Source organism: Bradyrhizobium sp. USDA 3311 (genome assembly GCF_054062495.1).
Genome location: NZ_JBSSFI010000001.1, coordinates 4,741,634 through 4,756,430 on the forward strand (window position 1 = coordinate 4,741,634; position 14,797 = coordinate 4,756,430).

General features: G+C 63.0%; 20 protein-coding genes and 1 pseudogene. 13 read left to right on the plus strand and 8 right to left on the minus strand.

All coding sequences use genetic code 11. From position 1 onward, the window contains the following. Nucleotides 1–78: 78 nt before the first annotated feature. The 4 genes from ACVWW6_RS22430 (at nt 79) to ACVWW6_RS22445 (ending at nt 5,085) form a co-directional block, all read left to right on the plus strand. Nucleotides 79–378, plus strand: coding sequence for an ArsR/SmtB family transcription factor (locus ACVWW6_RS22430; protein ID WP_236842090.1), 300 nt, complete (start codon nt 79–81; stop codon nt 376–378). A 129-nt stretch (nt 379–507) separates the two neighbouring features. Continuing rightward, a complete protein-coding gene (locus ACVWW6_RS22435) occupies nt 508–1,497 on the plus strand; it encodes an efflux RND transporter periplasmic adaptor subunit (protein ID WP_038967177.1) in 990 nt (329 codons plus the stop codon). Then, entirely contained in the window at nt 1,494–4,718 is a 3,225-nt protein-coding gene (locus tag ACVWW6_RS22440) for an efflux RND transporter permease subunit (RefSeq protein WP_456681392.1), read from the plus strand. The genes ACVWW6_RS22435 and ACVWW6_RS22440 overlap by 4 nt, the downstream gene beginning before the upstream one ends. 10 nt (nt 4,719–4,728) lie before the next feature. Continuing rightward, nucleotides 4,729–5,085, plus strand: coding sequence for a carboxymuconolactone decarboxylase family protein (locus tag ACVWW6_RS22445; RefSeq protein WP_011088514.1), 357 nt, complete (start codon nt 4,729–4,731; stop codon nt 5,083–5,085). Nucleotides 5,086–5,165: 80 nt separating this feature from the next. Here ACVWW6_RS22445 and ACVWW6_RS22450 read toward each other — a convergent pair whose 3' ends face one another. Together ACVWW6_RS22450 and ACVWW6_RS22455 are read right to left on the minus strand one after the other, a co-directional pair. Next, a complete protein-coding gene (locus ACVWW6_RS22450; protein WP_038967178.1) occupies nt 5,166–5,498 on the minus strand; it encodes a hypothetical protein in 333 nt (110 codons plus the stop codon). A gap of 385 nt (nt 5,499–5,883) precedes the next feature. Continuing rightward, entirely contained in the window at nt 5,884–6,288 is a 405-nt protein-coding gene (locus ACVWW6_RS22455) for a hypothetical protein (protein WP_038967179.1), read from the minus strand. Nucleotides 6,289–6,440: 152 nt separating this feature from the next. Here ACVWW6_RS22455 and ACVWW6_RS22460 point away from each other — a divergent pair, with 152 nt between their 5' ends. Then, nucleotides 6,441–6,674, plus strand: a complete 234-nt coding sequence (locus ACVWW6_RS22460; RefSeq protein WP_028173331.1) for a hypothetical protein — start codon at nt 6,441–6,443, stop codon at nt 6,672–6,674. Between the two features lie 155 nt (nt 6,675–6,829). Continuing rightward, nucleotides 6,830–7,072, plus strand: a pseudogene (locus ACVWW6_RS22465) (hypothetical protein); the annotation flags it as partial. Nucleotides 7,073–7,129: 57 nt separating this feature from the next. Here ACVWW6_RS22465 and ACVWW6_RS22470 read toward each other — a convergent pair. Further along, nucleotides 7,130–7,372 (minus strand): PilZ domain-containing protein, encoded by a 243-nt coding sequence (locus ACVWW6_RS22470; protein ID WP_404521858.1) that lies wholly within the window; start codon nt 7,370–7,372, stop codon nt 7,130–7,132. A 184-nt stretch (nt 7,373–7,556) separates the two neighbouring features. On the opposite strand from ACVWW6_RS22470, the gene ACVWW6_RS22475 reads away from it, so the two are divergent. Next, complete coding sequence (locus ACVWW6_RS22475; protein WP_028173333.1) at nt 7,557–7,850, plus strand: HdeA family protein; 294 nt, start codon at nt 7,557–7,559, stop codon at nt 7,848–7,850. 120 nt (nt 7,851–7,970) lie between these two features. On the opposite strand, the gene ACVWW6_RS22480 is transcribed toward ACVWW6_RS22475, so the two are convergent. Next, nucleotides 7,971–8,435 carry a PaaI family thioesterase gene (locus ACVWW6_RS22480; protein ID WP_027548603.1) on the minus strand — a complete coding sequence of 155 codons (465 nt, stop codon included), beginning with the start codon at nt 8,433–8,435 and terminating at the stop codon, nt 7,971–7,973. A 355-nt stretch (nt 8,436–8,790) separates the two neighbouring features. Here ACVWW6_RS22480 and ACVWW6_RS22485 point away from each other — a divergent pair, with 355 nt between their 5' ends. Together ACVWW6_RS22485 and ACVWW6_RS22490 are read left to right on the plus strand one after the other, a co-directional pair. After that, nucleotides 8,791–9,090, plus strand: coding sequence for a hypothetical protein (locus ACVWW6_RS22485; protein WP_028173335.1), 300 nt, complete (start codon nt 8,791–8,793; stop codon nt 9,088–9,090). A 95-nt stretch (nt 9,091–9,185) separates the two neighbouring features. After that, nucleotides 9,186–9,440, plus strand: coding sequence for a hypothetical protein (locus ACVWW6_RS22490; RefSeq protein ID WP_038967182.1), 255 nt, complete (start codon nt 9,186–9,188; stop codon nt 9,438–9,440). Nucleotides 9,441–9,449: 9 nt separating this feature from the next. On the opposite strand, the gene ACVWW6_RS22495 is transcribed toward ACVWW6_RS22490, so the two are convergent. After that, nucleotides 9,450–9,683: a DUF6894 family protein gene (locus ACVWW6_RS22495; protein ID WP_011088507.1), complete on the minus strand. Its 234-nt coding sequence runs from the start codon at nt 9,681–9,683 to the stop codon at nt 9,450–9,452. A 142-nt stretch (nt 9,684–9,825) separates the two neighbouring features. After that, nucleotides 9,826–10,014, minus strand: a complete 189-nt coding sequence (locus ACVWW6_RS22500) for a hypothetical protein (protein WP_060908170.1) — start codon at nt 10,012–10,014, stop codon at nt 9,826–9,828. Between the two features lie 520 nt (nt 10,015–10,534). Between ACVWW6_RS22500 and ACVWW6_RS22505 the strand changes: the two genes are divergently transcribed. Both ACVWW6_RS22505 and ACVWW6_RS22510 read left to right on the plus strand, forming a co-directional pair. Beyond that, nucleotides 10,535–10,786 (plus strand): hypothetical protein, encoded by a 252-nt coding sequence (locus ACVWW6_RS22505; protein WP_162185873.1) that lies wholly within the window; start codon nt 10,535–10,537, stop codon nt 10,784–10,786. A 101-nt stretch (nt 10,787–10,887) separates the two neighbouring features. Beyond that, nucleotides 10,888–11,127 (plus strand): DUF2798 domain-containing protein, encoded by a 240-nt coding sequence (locus ACVWW6_RS22510; RefSeq protein ID WP_028173338.1) that lies wholly within the window; start codon nt 10,888–10,890, stop codon nt 11,125–11,127. A gap of 752 nt (nt 11,128–11,879) precedes the next feature. Here the strand turns inward: ACVWW6_RS22510 and ACVWW6_RS22515 are convergent. Beyond that, a complete protein-coding gene (locus ACVWW6_RS22515) occupies nt 11,880–12,047 on the minus strand; it encodes a hypothetical protein (protein WP_053815136.1) in 168 nt (55 codons plus the stop codon). A 330-nt stretch (nt 12,048–12,377) separates the two neighbouring features. Here ACVWW6_RS22515 and ACVWW6_RS22520 point away from each other — a divergent pair, with 330 nt between their 5' ends. Next, nucleotides 12,378–12,611, plus strand: coding sequence for a hypothetical protein (locus tag ACVWW6_RS22520; RefSeq protein WP_456681393.1), 234 nt, complete (start codon nt 12,378–12,380; stop codon nt 12,609–12,611). Between the two features lie 11 nt (nt 12,612–12,622). Here the strand turns inward: ACVWW6_RS22520 and ACVWW6_RS22525 are convergent, their stop codons facing one another. Then, nucleotides 12,623–12,865: a DUF6894 family protein gene (locus ACVWW6_RS22525; RefSeq protein ID WP_456681394.1), complete on the minus strand. Its 243-nt coding sequence runs from the start codon at nt 12,863–12,865 to the stop codon at nt 12,623–12,625. 1,260 nt (nt 12,866–14,125) lie between these two features. Between ACVWW6_RS22525 and ACVWW6_RS22530 the strand changes: the two genes are divergently transcribed. After that, on the plus strand, nt 14,126–14,335 hold the full coding sequence (locus tag ACVWW6_RS22530) for a hypothetical protein (RefSeq protein WP_011088501.1): 210 nt from the start codon (nt 14,126–14,128) through the stop codon (nt 14,333–14,335). Nucleotides 14,336–14,797: the final 462 nt, after the last annotated feature.

Consider the following 14,797-nt stretch of genomic DNA (forward strand, 5'->3'; position numbering starts at 1 on the left):
CTGGCTGTTCTGCCGCGACGCTTGACAAGATATTCATAAATTCGTATATACGCAAGTATGAAAATAGATAGCGAAACCATGGAGCGGGCGGCCGACCAGGCGAGCGACCTGTTGAAGGCGCTTTCCAACCGCCACCGGCTTCTCATCATCTGCCAGCTCATCGAGGGTGAGCGCTCGGTCGGCGAACTCGCCGAGTTCCTGAACCTGCGAGACTCCACGGTCTCTCAGCATCTTGCGCTCCTCCGCAAGGATGGCCTTGTGTCATCACGTCGCGACGCGCAGACGATTTTCTATTCGATCGCGAGCGAGCCGGCCCGCGAGATCCTGAAGACGCTCTATCAGGTGTTTTGTGCACCCAAATCCGCAAGGTCGAAGTGAAATCTACGAGCGCTCAAGTTGCGGCGCGTTGAGCAAGATCAACGCGCGACCCCGATAAAGCTGAACGAAATCACACACAAGGACACCGCGCCGCGGTGTAATGGTTCCATGATCGCCCGGACACGCCCCATGCGACTCCTAGGATTGTTGGCGGTTCTTGCGGCCACCGCCCTGCAGACCGGTCTCGCCGCTGCGGAAGCGTTCACCGTGACACAGCACCCCGTCGCAGACGAAAAGGCCGTGTTTGCAACGGTGGAGAGTGTCAGCGTGGTGCCCGCGCGCGGACGTATCGGCGGAATTGTGGTCCAGCTCAATGTCAGGGAAGGGGATCCTGTTACTGCCGGCCAGGCGATCGCGATCATTGGTGACGAGAAGCTGGCCCTTCAGATGAAGGCCCTCGATGCGCAGATCGAGGCGCTCCAGGCTCAAGCCAATCAGGCGCAGATCGATTTCTCGCGGATCGAAGGCCTTGTCGAACGCGGCACCCTCCCGCGCGTCAAGCTTGACGAGGCGAGGACCGCGCTGAACGTCGCCGAGAACGGGCTGCGCGCGAAGACCGCCGAGCGCGCCGTGATCGCGCAGCAGCTCAGCGAGGGTCAGGTGCTGGCGCCTTCCGGTGGCCGGGTGTTGAGAAAGCTCGTGACTGTTGGCTCTGTGGTGATGTCCGGCGACGCGATCGTCACCGTCGCGCAACAGCACTTCAAGTTGCGGTTGCGGGTGCCGGAGCGGCACGCGCGTCTGCTCAAGGCCGGCGACAGGATTCGGGTCGACGGCGCCGAGCTTGGCGAGGATGCATCCAAATGGGGCGTTATCGATCTCGTCTACCCGCAGATCGAAGAAGGTCGTGTCATTGCAGACGCCAGCGTCCAGGGTCTCGGCGAATACTTCGTCGGGGATCGGCTGCGGGTGTGGATCTCCGGCGGCCTGCGGCAGGCATTCGTCATTCCGGCAGGCTATGTGACGACCCGGTTCGGCATCGACTACGTGCGGCTTCAGAAGGCGGGCGGGGTTGTCGACGTGCCGGTGCAGCGCGGTCGCGAGCTGCCGACGCCCGCGCTTCCCGATGGGCTTGAGATCCTGTCCGGCATCCGTGCCGGCGACCAATTGGTGCGGCCGTGAATCTCGGACTCTCGGGCCGGCTTACCAAGGCGACGATCGCCTCGCCGTTGACACCGTTGTTCCTGCTCGCGGCGCTCGTGGTCGGCATCATCGCCGTCGTGGTGATCCCGCGTGAGGAAGAGCCGCAGATCAGCGTGCCAATGGTCGATATCCGCGTCAATGCCGATGGCTTGCGCGGTCCCGACGCAGTTGAACTCGTCACGAAGCCGCTGGAAGCGATCGTCAAGGGCATCGACGGCGTCGAGCATGTCTACAGCCAGACCGAGGACGACCGCGTGATGGTCACCGCGCGGTTCCTGGTCGGAACGAAGTCGGAGGATGCGATCCTCCGCGTCCATGAGAAGATCCGCGCCAATATCGATCGCATCCCAGTCGGCATCCCCGAACCGCTGATCGTCGGTCGTGGCATCAATGATGTCGCGGTGACGGTATTGACACTGGCGCCGAAGCCAGAGGCGGCCGGGCGCTGGACGGACAAGGACCTGTTCGAGCTCGCCGACAAGCTGCGCTCGGAGCTCATAAAGATCGACAGCATCGGACTGACCTACATCTCTGGCGGCGCGGCGCAGCAGATCAGGGTCGAGCCAGATCCGGAAAAATTGTCGCTGTTCGGCGTCACGCTGCAGCAGCTCGTGGCCAAGGTGAAGGACGCCAATCGCTCGTTCCTGGCTGGCCAGGTCCGCGATGCCGGCGTCGTGCGCAATGTCGCGGCCGGCCAGACGCTCGCGGGCATTCCCGACATTGGATTGCTCTTGATCTCGACGCGCGACGGTCGGCCGGTCTATGTCAAGGACGTCGCTTCCGTCATCATCGGACCAAATACGGCCGAGCATCGGGTCTGGAACGACGCGCGCGACGAGAAGGGACAGTGGACGCGTGTACCCGCGGTCAGCCTGGCGCTCGCCAAGCGCGCCGGCGCCAATGCAGTCGTGGTCTCGGCCGACATCGGCCGGCGCCTCGAGGGATTGAAGGGGCGCCTCATTCCCGACGACGTTCAGGTAACGGTGACGCGCGACTATGGCGAGACTGCCAACGAGAAGGCCAACGAACTCCTATTCCACCTTGGGCTCGCCACGGTCTCGATCGTAGTGCTGATTGCGATCGCGATCGGATGGCGCGAGGCGGTTGTGACCTTCGTCGTCATTCCTACGACCATCCTGCTCACGATGTTCGCGGCCAATCTGATGGGTTACACCATCAACCGGGTCAGTCTGTTCGCGCTGATCTTCTCGATAGGCATCCTGGTCGATGACGCCATCGTCGTGGTTGAGAATATCGCGAGGCATTGGGGCATGCGCGACGGCCGGCCGAGATTGCAGGCGACGATCGAGGCGGTGGCGGAGGTCGGTAACCCGACTATCGTTGCCACGCTCACGGTGGTCGCTGCGCTGTTGCCGATGCTGTTCGTCTCTGGATTGATGGGCCCTTACATGGCGCCGATCCCGGCGAATGCCTCGGCGGCGATGCTGTTCTCCTTCTTTGTAGCGATGGTCGTAGCACCTTGGCTCATGCTCAAGCTGGCGCCGAAAACTGAGGTTGCAGGGATCGAGGCCGGCCACCAGGAAGGGCGGCTGGGGCGGCTCTATCGGCGTTTTGCCACTCCCATCGTTCGGAGTAAGCGCGCCGCCTGGACATTCCTGCTCGGCGTCGGCATAGCGACTCTGCTGTCAATGATGCTGTTCGCGACCAAGTCGGTCACGGTGAAGCTGCTGCCGTTCGACAACAAGTCGGAAATCGCCGTTGTGGTCGACCTTCCGGAAGGGGCGAGCCTGGAGGCGACCGAGCGCACGCTGTTCGGCGCGGCGGAGATCGCGCGGCAATTGCCGGAGGCAACCTCGCTACAATCCTATGCCGGCACGCCGGCGCCGTTCAATTTCAACGGCCTGGTGCGGCACTATTATCTGCGCGAGAAGCCAGAGATGGGCGAGCTGCAGGTCAACCTGGCTGCCCGCGGCGAGCGCAATCGGGCAAGCCATGATATCGCTCTGGAGCTGCGGCAAAGGCTGAAGGCGCTTGACATCCCGAAGGGCACCAGCATCAAGGTGGTCGAAGTGCCGCCCGGGCCGCCGGTGCTGGCGACGCTGTTGGCCGAAATCTACGGTCCCGACGCCGCGACGCGCCGCGCTGTGACGGCCGAGCTGAAGAAGGTCTTTGCCGAGGTCCCCTTCATCGTCGATGTGGACGATTCCATCGGCGAGAAGCGGCCGCGGCTGCGGCTGTCGATCGACCAGGACCGGCTCGAGTTTTTCGGCGTCGAGCAGCGCGATGTCTATGACACGATCCAGGCATTGTTCGGCGGCATCTCGATCGGCTACTCGCATCGTGGCGAGGATCGCAACCCGATCGAGATCGCGGTGCATCTCGGCAAGCGCCACTTGGTCTGGGACGAGGCTCTGGCCTCGACACCGGTGCCGGCCAACACGCTGCCCGGCAGCAAGACGGTCGTCGAGCTGGGCCAGGTCGTGAAGGCGACCATGGAGGAGGGCTCGCCGACGATCTTCCGCCGCGACGGGCGCTTCGCCGACATGGTGATGGCTGAGCTTGCCGGGCGTTTTGAAGCGCCACTCTACGGCATGCTGGCTGTTGCGGATCGCGTGGATGCGCATGATTGGGGCAATCTGCCGAAGCCTGCGATCAGCCTGCACGGTCAGCCGACCGATGAATCCCGTCCCACTTTGCTGTGGGACGGCGAATGGGAGATCACATGGGTGACGTTCCGCGATATGGGTGCCGCCTTCGGTGCAGCCATTCTCGGCATTTACGTGCTGGTCGTCGCTCAGTTCAAGAGCTTCCGCCTGCCGCTCGTGATCCTGACGCCGATCCCGCTGACGCTGATCGGCATCCTGGTGGGACATTGGCTGCTGGGCGCGCCGTTCACGGCCACCTCGATGATCGGCTTCATCGCGCTTGCCGGCATCATCGTGCGCAACTCGATTCTGCTTGTCGATTTCATCCGGCACAGTGGCGGGGAAGGCAAGTCGCTTCGTGAGGTCGTGCTTGAAGCCGGCGCCGTTCGTTTCAAGCCGATCTTGCTGACCGCACTTGCCGCCATGATCGGCGCCGCGACCATCCTGCTCGATCCGATCTTCCAGGGATTGGCGATCTCGCTTCTCTTCGGGCTCGCGTCCTCGACGCTGCTCACCGTGCTCGTCATCCCTGCGATCTACGTCGCCCTGCGCACGCCGCACAAGGCGGCTTCCACGACGACTAAATTCAGCTAGCGAGGATTTGATGGACAAGAACTACGTTGATATCACCCGGAATATCTCCGCCAATCTGCGCAAGCTGCGGAGTGACATTCCCGACACCATGAAGGGATTTGCCGCGCTCGCCCAGGCCGCGACGCGTGACGGCGCGCTGGACAAGAAGACCAAAGAGCTGATGGCGCTGGCGCTCGGCGTCGCGGCGCATTGCGACGGCTGCATCGGCTTTCATACAGAGGCCCTTGTCAAGCTCGGTGCAACGCGCGAGGAGATCGAGGAGACGCTCGGCATGGCGGTCTATATGGGCGGCGGGCCGTCGCTGATGTACGCCGCCGATGCGATCGCAGCCTACGAGCAATTTCAGCAGCAATCGGTTGCCGCCTGACGCCTGTGACCGGATGCAATCATATGTGATGGGACCGGGCGAGTTGCCTCGTCCGGTCCCATCCGTCTTGGTTCTAATGATTACCAGCGGTCGCCGCCGACACCGACGCCCACGCTGACACCGGGCGCGCGAATGCCGACGCCGCCTCGCGGGCCGTCGTCCCAGTCGCGATAGGTGCGGCGCTCATAATAGCGCTCGCGCGGCATGGTGTTGTAGGAGTCGCGCACGATCACGCGCGCCCCGCCGCGGGTACGATAGCAATTGCCGGCGTCATCGCAGACGAGCCGGACTTCCTGGATGAGATCGGGGTTGGCGTATTCGCTGGTCGTGTAGATGTCGGCAGCCTTCGCGCCGCTCGCCGCAGCGAGGGCCGCGACGCCCGCCAGCAGTGCAATCGAAAATGTCCGCATCATATCCTCCTCCGAAACTGCCCACTGCGGTAACAAGAATGGGAGGCGGCGATCGTTCCGGCCCAAATGCAGGATTTTCCCGGAACTGGATTTGGCACGTCGGCAATGTTCCCGGGGGCGAAACCCATCAATCCGGCGAATCATCATGATTGCTTGGAGCCGTTTGCCGATTTCCTTTCTGGGGGAGGCTGAAGCGCTACTGGATGCCGACGGCCGCCATGATCGTCCAAGCCTGCCTTAACGGCGCACGTCCAAATGACATTCACCCTCAACTGCCGGTATCGCGATTGCTCTTCATGATGCAGCTTGAGCGAGCGGAAAGGCCGATCTGGTCTGGGATGCCCTCAGGATATTCCACCTTACACAGAGCTGACGGCGCCGCTTGTTTCTAGATCGGCTCGTAGGTCTCGGTCCCGCAGATGTCGTCGGCTTCCGCGCGCCGGCGATCGACGACCTTTCCGCCGCTGATGGTCACGATGTAGGTCTGGGCGCCGAGCGCGGAGCCGGTTGCGGAGGTGAGCTGCGCGCGGACGCAGGCCGTCCAGCCGGGTCCTCGCACCTCACGATGCGGCGGGGCGACGTGCACCTCGCGCGGATAGGACGTGTTGACGAAGACGACATCGATCTGCTCGCGCACCACGCGCTTGACGTCGGGGGGCGGCTCGGGCGGTGGCTGCTCGGTTTCCTTCATGCGCATGAACTCGGGCACCGGCGCGCGGCTGTCGGCAAAGCCGCAGGCACCGAGCGCGAGCGCGCCGGCCAGCAGCGCCGCATGAGCAATGATCCGCAACATCCGTGAAGGTCCCCCGCGGGCCAACAGATAGGCACGAATGCGATCTGGCAAAATCCCGGCCGATCAAGATTTGCTGAAGGCCTGGAACCCCCGGCATTTGCTATTACGGGATTGCGGGCTAGTTTGTATCCCAGACGAGGGGGATTGCACCGATGAGGATTTTGGTCATAGCGGCGGCGGTGCTGGCGCTGACGGTTGCCTCGGCGCAGGCGCAGATGGGTGGCGGCAGACGCCAGCCGAACGAAGGCGCCCAGAAGACGGACAACAAGCCCAAGGTCGACGAGAAGGCCTACAAGGCCGCGCTTGAGCGCATTCCGGAGCCCAAGGAGAAGTACGATCCGTGGAGCGGAGCCCGTCCGCCTGAACCTGCCAAGAAGCCCAAATGAGCGCGATGGGCACTGGCGACACGCCTGTGCCGTTTGACCGCTCGCATCGCGCTGTTCTTGTCGTCGTCGCGGCCGGGCAACGCGTGAGAAGCGTCGGGGTGGCGATGGGGCGACAAGCGCCCGAACGATAGCGGGCACGCCTCGATACTGGCGACAGTCGGCGCGACGCCGTGATCCGGCCGACCAGGCAGGGTCTTGTCGTCGTGCTCGACCCGGACACCGGCGAGCCGATGTGGCCGGTCGAGAGCGAGATGGTCGCAGTCGATCTGACGGCCGGCAGGATTCTCCGGCGCTCGGCGCCGCCGATGATCTCGAACGTCCCAGTGCAAGAGTTTGCGGCATCGTCGGCGATCGCACGCGCGATGGCGGGCCTGCGCCTTGCGCCGCTGCCATCGTAGCAGGCACTCATAACCGCATTGTGGATGCGATACGAACAGTCGTTCACATCGTGCGCGCTATTGCACGAAAGCGAGACCGACGCGCCTGTCGCTGCGCCATACGGGGCGGCAAGTCCGCACGAAATTGTCGCGCGCGATCGAGAGTGTGAACGATTGCGGCAATGTGACGGGGGTCTCGAGGTCGATCGCCGCGCCGCCCGCGGACATGTTTCGCACGGTGCACGCGATGCCGTTGTTTTCAAAGGTGATCGTTCCACCCTTGAAAACACGGTAACGTTGGGCTGCACGCTTCTCGGTCATCTGCGTTAATCCACAATGATGATTGTGAAGTAGTGCATAGAAATTACGTTGAACTAAACTCAATACTGGCGCTATTTGCACAGCGCTTCAGACTTCGTTTACGACGTTGAAGCGGTCAGTCACGTCCCGACGACTTTCCTCACAAGCCTTTCCTTTGTGGCCTTACGCGCCGATGGAGATTCCGATGAAGACCATGCTTTCGATCCTGTTCGCCGCAGCGCTCTCGCTGTCGTCGATGCCCGCCCACGCCGTCAAGTGGGACCTCTCGACCATGACCTGCAAGCAGTTCCTCGAGAGCGGCGAAGACAACATCGCGGTCGTGCTGACCTGGATGGACGGCTGGTACAAGGGCGACGAGGACAACGCGATCATCGACACCGAGGTGTTCATCGAGAACGCCAAGAAGTTCGGTGCCTATTGCGGAAAGAATCCGACCGTCAGCGTCGTCACCGCGGCGGACGAGATCCTCGGCAAGTAACTCTTGAAGCGGACTGAAGTGCGGACGCAATCGCGCTTCGGCCTCTCGCTTCGATGCGAACGTGATGGAGAGCCGCGATGCGCCTTGCGTTCACGCGGCTCTCTTCATTTTTCGTGGGGCTCATCCCGGCAACATCGCGAACGCGCTCGACACCATCGCCACCGGCTTGTTGTCGGCGGCCGAGAGCAGCGTGACGCGGCCAAAGCTCATGGTGCGCCCGAGCCGCACCACGCGGGCGTCTGCGAGCACGTCCGACGAGGTGGCGGCGCGCATGAAATGCGTTGTCTGGTCGACCGTGGTCATCGGACGGTAGCCGCGATTGGCGGCGAGGATTGCGATCACCATCGCGGTGTCGGCGAGGGCCATCAGCGCCTGGCCGCAGACCACGCCGCCGTTCCGGCACAGCCGCTCCGAAAATGCCATCCGGAGCAGCGCGCCCGGCTGCCAGTCCGGCGCATCCGCGGGCTGCGCGTGCTCGATGCGCTCGACCGAGAGGTTGAGATCCTGGACCCAGGGTGCAAAGACCTCGCCGAGGATGCGTCTGGCCTCGGTGATGCCGAACTCGGCTTCTGGCTGCGATGGCATTGCTGTCGTGTCCTCCATTGTTGCCGGATGTTTCGGCCATTCTGCGCGGATCGGCGCGGCAAAGTCACCCGGTCTGATGCCGGTCCGGTCGGCTTGAAAATGCCCGACTTCGCCCGATATGATGCCTTGGTTGGGTAAGGGTGGGTTATGTTGCGTCGGTATGTCCTCGTCTTTTGTCTGCTTGCGCTTGGTCTGGCGCTGAACGGGTGCACCAGGTGCGGCCCGATCTGGGACGACTGGCTGCACGCGCCGAAATCGTGCCGATCGTAGCGGTTCCTGCGGCCCCTCAGCGGCCGCACTGGGATGACAAGGCACGGGCGATCCGCGCCTCCATGAATGGTCTAAGGAGTCAAAGATGAAGCTTTTCCGTATGGCGGCGGTGCTGCTGGCCGTGCTGGCGGGACCGGCCTACGCGCAAATGCCCAATCTCAATTTGCTGCAGGAGGGCCCGGGCAAGACCCCGGAGGAGAAGGCCGCGGAAGCCGAGCGTGACAAGGCCTACAAGGAAACGCTGAAGAAGATTCCGGACGCCAAGGCGTCCAACGACCCCTGGGGCGGCATGCGCTCCGATCCGCCGAAGCAGGCTGCGCCGAAGGCGTCCGCCGCAACCACCGGCGCGCCGAAGAAGACCAAGACCGGCACGGCCGCCAACTGAAGCTGGCGGCCGGAGGCGGCATGCGCCTTTCGGCCGGGACTCCTCATCGTCCGGCCCGCTCCCTACATTAGGTGTTGCGTAGAGGAGGACAGGTCATGGCCGATCGTCCGCGAGATCTCGCCGAGCGGATGGCGCGCCGGCGCAGGATCGGCGGCAAGCCGGGCGAGCGCACCGGCGACGGCTATCTGCGCGAGACTTTCACGCTGCCGCGCGCGGCGGCGCGGGCGAGGGCGCAGGCTTTCTTCGCCCGCTACCCCAAGGCCGGCTATATGAGCGCGGTCGAGACCTGGCGCGAGCTGCCCGGCGGCGACATCGAATTCACCATGCGGCGGCTGCCCAGCGCAGATTGAGGTCCGCGTCTAGTCGAGCGTCTCGGCGACGATGCGGATGCGGAACACCGGCTCCTTGGCCTCGTCCAGGAGCTCCATGTGCCATTCGGAGTTTTCCTGGAGCTTGCGGGCGATGCCAGCGGCCATGTCGGCGCAGGCGCTGGTCATCTCCTTCCAGGCCAAATCGCGATCGGCAAATTCCGACGCCTGGTCCGCACAGCCGGAATAGCGGCCGTTTCGGATTCGAAAGAAATAGAGCGGCATGGCTGGCCCGATCGCGTGACGGCCCCGCCCCCAAGGCCGTGGCGCGCAGTGCAATCCCAAACCACAGGCAGATCAATTCCGGGCGGCTACGGGATGCGCCGGGGCGCCGCCGATCTGGTGCGTCCGGTTCAGGCCGTGTTGTTCAGGCTGTCTTGCGCCCGATGGCCTTCAGTTCCCGATCGATGCGCAGCTGCACCCGCCGGATCGCCAGCTGGTCGATCTTGGTCTCGGTCTTGCCGGTCTTGACCTGCTCGCCGATTCGGAACTGCCATTGCCAGATTCCAGGAATGGCCGTCTTGGCGACGGTGAACTCGATGCCCCTGTGATTCATGGTTACCTCCCCACGATTTACCTTCGATCACTCTAACATGGTGAGCGTGATTATATTCCCGGGACAAGCAAAATCCGCTGTTAAGCCTTGGACAGTTCACGGAAATTTCGAAAGCGCGCGCGCTCCGAAGCAAACGAAATCGCATTCCGAAAGATGCCAGCCCGCCAAGCGGTGCAAGTCCATCGCCCGCTGCGCTGATGCAGCTGAGCGCGGCTCAGGAACTCTGTTCATGGTCGGAGAACCACGGGGCCATTCGATGGCCATCGGTTAACGATGGGTTGCTCCAGGACTCAGCGCCGGGAATCGTCGCGTCGATGGCCGCAGGCGACATGCCAGGTTGAACGCGGGAGCGGCGAGACATCCTGCGCTCCATCGCAGATGTGAGGAACCGCAACTGTGCGGGCGCGGCTATTCGAAGCGAGCATGTGCGCTTGAAGCATTTCCACTTTTGCGTGCCGGGCACCTATGCTGTGCTGACATCGAAGCACGGCACGAGCACGCCGTCAGCGAAGAGGACCGCGTGAACTGGCTGAGGCGTCTTGCGTTACGTTGGGGTGTACGGAAGTTCTCGCTGGTCTGTCCGCATTGCCGGCATCCGGCGTCGTCCCCGACATTCAGGCGCGGCCGCTTCATGCTCGGTGACGAGACGCTCGTCTGCGAAGAGTGCGGCGAGGCCAGCCTCGTCACCTTCTGGCGCTTCGAAGGATTGTCGTGCTGCTCCGATCGCACCGAGCCGATGCGGGGCGCGCCGCTGTCCAACGCGCGGCACTGACTGACGATCCCGATCGAACGGGAAGAGTCCAGGCCCGCCGCGATGCGGGCCCCGGCATGTGCCTTGCTTGGCCTCGTGACGGCAAGCAACATGGGCGCGTCATGCTCGGCATTCCCCGCCGCTACAGTCATTTCGTCTTCGGTGTCCTCCAGTCCGGACTGACCTCGCTGATCGCGGCGGGGATCGCCAGCCTGCCCGCTGACGGCGCGATGCTGTTCGCCCGGCACTGGATGGTGTCATGGCTGATTGCATGGGCCGCGATGCTGCCCGTGGTGCTGCTGGCGGCGCCCGCGATCCGCGCCTTCTCGCTGCGGCTGACGCGGGAGGAGAGGGGCTCGTGAACCGGCCGGCGTGAAAAAAACCCGCCCGGGGAGAGCCAGGCGGGTCAGAGGTTATTGGAGGCTGAGGTGCTGGGCTGCAACACCATAAGCCCGACGACCCTAGCGGGCTGAGCTTACGACAGCCTGACAAGTCCGCGAATCGAATCCTGGCCGGCGCCCACCCATGCCCGCAAACAGAAAACCCCGCTCGGGGGTGAGCGGGGTCGTCGGTTGGGTATGGAGGCCCGGTGTTGGTCCACCGGGCGGGACGACATTAGGCGATCAGGCTTACGGGTGCCTGACGGCGGCATCGAGGCCCGCGCGGGAGAGAGCCGCAGACTGGCCCCGCACCGGTCCCAATTTGGTCACCCGATCGCAACACTCGAGCCACAGCCGCAAGCGAGATTCCGCAAGGTCCGGTGCTGCCATGGGGGAAACGTGGCACGCCGGCAACGGGGTGGCATCATGGATAACGTAGAGCGGTCGTTCGCCGCCGCGACGGCGATTGGCTTCGTCGTGCTGGTGATCGGCATCGGGCTGCTGGCGCTGATGTAGGTCCGGCCGGCATGCGCGGGTGGGGAGATGGCAGCGGGGCAAGGCCGGCATGCGCCGGCGGCTGGCACTGTCTTTCAAGAAATTGGAAAACAACCCCATGCACAGTAGGCGGGCTGGGGATTTCGCTGTTCGATCAATGATTTAGAAGTAGTATCTAGGTACCTTTCGCGCGCAATCGGCCGTGAGGCGGGCATGGCCGACGCGTGATGCCGGGCTCGCTAATGAACCTTGATCACGTCCAGGGGCAGGTGGAGCTCGGCGGCACGCTCCTGGCGATCCCTCTTGCGGAACTCGTTTTCCTTCCGCTCGAACTTGACCATCTCCTCATGCGCCGCCTCGAGCAGATGATTGCGCCTGGTTGCATCCTGGTGCGCGTTTTCCGTCATGACCGAGATCCCCACTGTTGCGGTCCAATCCAGAGAAGCCGCAGACCGCGAAAAGGTTCGATGCCGCAAGATTGCGGAAGCATGACGGCGCCCTGCTCATGCGCCTTTGATGCACGTCAGCTTGAGTCGAAAAAGGACGCTCTTGCTCCAGCTCCGGGCTGGTGCAGTACGATGAGATCGCGAACGGATTGCGCTGGCTGCCTCGCTCGCCCATTTCGAAAAGGCCGCCTTGAGGGAGCGCGGCGACGAAGCGGCAGAACCAAATTAGGCCCGTGTGAAACCTGGAAGGCCGCCAACCGAGGGAGCCTTCAAGATGGAGTCGATCTTCCAATGGCGTACTGGGTGAAGCGCATTTGTCTCAAGAGCGGAGAACTGGTGACGGAGCGCGAGCTTCGGGTCGACGAAAATCTGTTCCAGGGCGAGGCACCCGTCGTTGGCGACACGATCAAGGTCATGTGCCGCGGCCGTTCATTCGACGCGAGGGTTATCTGGGGCAACTGGCCGGGCCACAATGAAGGCAGGCCGTTGGACGTGGTCGTTCCTCTTCGGGTTGAAGAGATCTGACCGAAGCGGTCTCACTGCCGCCTGCTGATATCGAAGACGAACCTGACCTGCATCACAGGGCCATGCGTGTCCCTGACTTCAATCGACATCCTGTGACTTTGCGCGCCTTTGAAGTTTTGCACGGAGTCCCACGAGAGGCCGGCGAGCGCGCGGGCGGCTTCTTCCTGCACCGCGAGCAGGTCTCGCAATTCTACACCTTCTTCGTCGGGAACAATCTCGTCCCCGTCGCGCAGGTCGAAGTAATAGATGGCCATCGCAGGCGCTCTCCAGAATGCAGGCGGGAGCGCGCATCTCTCTCAGTCACCGGCGCCTACGGCAGAGCCCCGGCCGGTGATGGGGGACAATGAGTTGGCTGCCAGTTGGTTGCAGCCTTCAATCCGGCGGTTGCAGTCCGGGCGATCTCAGCCACTCGCTGATGTGAGCGCCGATCTCGGCTTGCCGGGCTTTGCGGATTGTACGCTCACGCTCGATGCCTGGTGGAAGCGATCTGGCTTCCGCATGGAGTCGTTGCGCTTGTTCGGCAAGGCGCTCTTCAAGGGACGTGGTGTGCTTGACATGGCGTCGCTGCATGGCGCTGCTCCTTTCCGGAGGAGACGGGAGCGCTGGTGGCGTTCTCATCACCGATCAAAGCCAGGGGGCGCGCGGTGACGGCACAGTCTGACATGTCCTCTGCCGGACACATGGTCAATCTTGACCACCTCGGGAAAAGTCAACGAAAGCAAATCAGCCTCCGCGATCTTCAAACCGGCCGCTGACGCCGGCCACTGCCACGGCCTTAACTCGAGGCGAGTGGCTTGGACGGTTCCTTGCCGCTCCTGCCAGTACCAAAATCCGGGTGCTGTCCAATTGGGACACCCGCAATACCGAATTGGGACACTCGAGGGATGCCCCTTTTGAGCAGTCACGACTTCCCGCTAACGGGCATAGGCTGAATTGGCCCACCGGACGGATCCAGCCCCAGTCCGGAGAGCAGGCGGCCCCACCGCGCATCCAGCGAGGCGGGGCCGCTGCATGTGGGGCACTCGCTTGCAAATCCTGACTAAGCCGATTGCCCCATCGCCCGGGGATGGCGCCCTGGTGCATGTTGATGCGCCTGGGCCGGCGGTAGCCTTGGCTGGCCCGGTACCTTGGCCCCAGCTCCCCGTTCCCCTTGAGTTGGGGCCTTTTGCTGTCCGCAAATAAAAACGCCGCCCGCTCAAATATGGCGCGGGCGGCGGCTTTCCAGCCCCAGGGGGGATGATGCAAAACCCCGGTAATCCTTCGTCTGCACACCCTATGCCAAGGTTCATTGTGCCGGAGCAGGACACCAGCGGAGGGGGAATCAGGACCCAATTCGGTTTAATGGCGATCGAACTCCAGAAGGACCCCAACGTCATTCAGCCCGGGACACTGTGAATCAGCGAAGAAGCCGCCGACAAACAGGGCTACTGGCCGCCAGCTGAGGCGGCCTTTATTTCTAGGGATCTGAGCAAAACCGAACATGCAGGATCGCCGAAACGGTTCATGCTGAGGTCATGACCGCAAAAGCGAAAAAGCTCACCCATGAAGAGTTCGCCTCTTTGCTCGCGGTCGGTCATGCGGCTGCAAATAGCGCTGCGCCTGCGATCCCTGCCAAACATCGCGCCCGATTGATCGCGCTAGGCTACATGGTCTTTCTTCAGGGCAGGCTGCGAATGACCACGCCGGGACGAATCCGGATCTATGCCGGGCAACTCGATACCTGAGGCGTGCCTTGCGCCTACGCTGGCTTTGGCGGTTGAAGCCCCGGCGATGTGAGCCACTCGCTCATGTGCGAGCCGATCTCGGCTTGGCGGGCTTTGCGCAGGAGGTCCTCTCGTTGAGGACCATGGGGGAGGGCTTTGGCCCGTTCGCGGAGACGTTTCGCTTCTTCGGAAAGTCGCTCCTCAAGAGGGACGGTTTGCGTGAAACGACGGCGCTGCCTCATGACACAACCTCGTCTTGGTCTCTACGGGTCCTAACCGCAGGGTTTGAGTTCTTGCGAGCTTAATATGCAGTCAGCCTGCCTTCTGTTCCAAAGTGAACGTTTCAGGGTGTTCTTCTGGTGGCCAGGGTGTTCTTCTGGCGGAACGCCCCGGCCCTTATACGCTACACCCATAACGAGTTAATCCTAAACGCGCATGAACAGGTTGTGTCCGATCAAGAACAAATTAGGACATTTCCGAATT

What these genes read in the sequence shown, in the direction of transcription:
- ACVWW6_RS22510 (WP_028173338.1), top strand. Translation starts at nt 10,888, where the DNA reads ATGCTCGGCATTCCCCGCCGCTACAGTCATTTCGTCTTCGGTGTCCTC.
- ACVWW6_RS22470 (WP_404521858.1), bottom strand. Translation starts at nt 7,372, where the DNA reads ATGACCGAGAAGCGTGCAGCCCAACGTTACCGTGTTTTCAAGGGTGGA.
- ACVWW6_RS22460 (WP_028173331.1), top strand. Translation starts at nt 6,441, where the DNA reads ATGAGGATTTTGGTCATAGCGGCGGCGGTGCTGGCGCTGACGGTTGCC.
- ACVWW6_RS22475 (WP_028173333.1), top strand. Translation starts at nt 7,557, where the DNA reads ATGAAGACCATGCTTTCGATCCTGTTCGCCGCAGCGCTCTCGCTGTCG.
- ACVWW6_RS22450 (WP_038967178.1), bottom strand. Translation starts at nt 5,498, where the DNA reads ATGATGCGGACATTTTCGATTGCACTGCTGGCGGGCGTCGCGGCCCTC.
- ACVWW6_RS22495 (WP_011088507.1), bottom strand. Translation starts at nt 9,683, where the DNA reads ATGCCGCTCTATTTCTTTCGAATCCGAAACGGCCGCTATTCCGGCTGT.
- ACVWW6_RS22455 (WP_038967179.1), bottom strand. Translation starts at nt 6,288, where the DNA reads ATGTTGCGGATCATTGCTCATGCGGCGCTGCTGGCCGGCGCGCTCGCG.
- ACVWW6_RS22435 (WP_038967177.1), top strand. Translation starts at nt 508, where the DNA reads ATGCGACTCCTAGGATTGTTGGCGGTTCTTGCGGCCACCGCCCTGCAG.
- ACVWW6_RS22525 (WP_456681394.1), bottom strand. Translation starts at nt 12,865, where the DNA reads ATGGCCATCTATTACTTCGACCTGCGCGACGGGGACGAGATTGTTCCC.
- ACVWW6_RS22530 (WP_011088501.1), top strand. Translation starts at nt 14,126, where the DNA reads ATGACCGCAAAAGCGAAAAAGCTCACCCATGAAGAGTTCGCCTCTTTG.
- ACVWW6_RS22520 (WP_456681393.1), top strand. Translation starts at nt 12,378, where the DNA reads ATGGCGTACTGGGTGAAGCGCATTTGTCTCAAGAGCGGAGAACTGGTG.
- ACVWW6_RS22500 (WP_060908170.1), bottom strand. Translation starts at nt 10,014, where the DNA reads ATGAATCACAGGGGCATCGAGTTCACCGTCGCCAAGACGGCCATTCCT.
- ACVWW6_RS22430 (WP_236842090.1), top strand. Translation starts at nt 79, where the DNA reads ATGGAGCGGGCGGCCGACCAGGCGAGCGACCTGTTGAAGGCGCTTTCC.
- ACVWW6_RS22480 (WP_027548603.1), bottom strand. Translation starts at nt 8,435, where the DNA reads ATGCCATCGCAGCCAGAAGCCGAGTTCGGCATCACCGAGGCCAGACGC.
- ACVWW6_RS22485 (WP_028173335.1), top strand. Translation starts at nt 8,791, where the DNA reads ATGAAGCTTTTCCGTATGGCGGCGGTGCTGCTGGCCGTGCTGGCGGGA.
- ACVWW6_RS22490 (WP_038967182.1), top strand. Translation starts at nt 9,186, where the DNA reads ATGGCCGATCGTCCGCGAGATCTCGCCGAGCGGATGGCGCGCCGGCGC.
- ACVWW6_RS22445 (WP_011088514.1), top strand. Translation starts at nt 4,729, where the DNA reads ATGGACAAGAACTACGTTGATATCACCCGGAATATCTCCGCCAATCTG.
- ACVWW6_RS22515 (WP_053815136.1), bottom strand. Translation starts at nt 12,047, where the DNA reads ATGACGGAAAACGCGCACCAGGATGCAACCAGGCGCAATCATCTGCTC.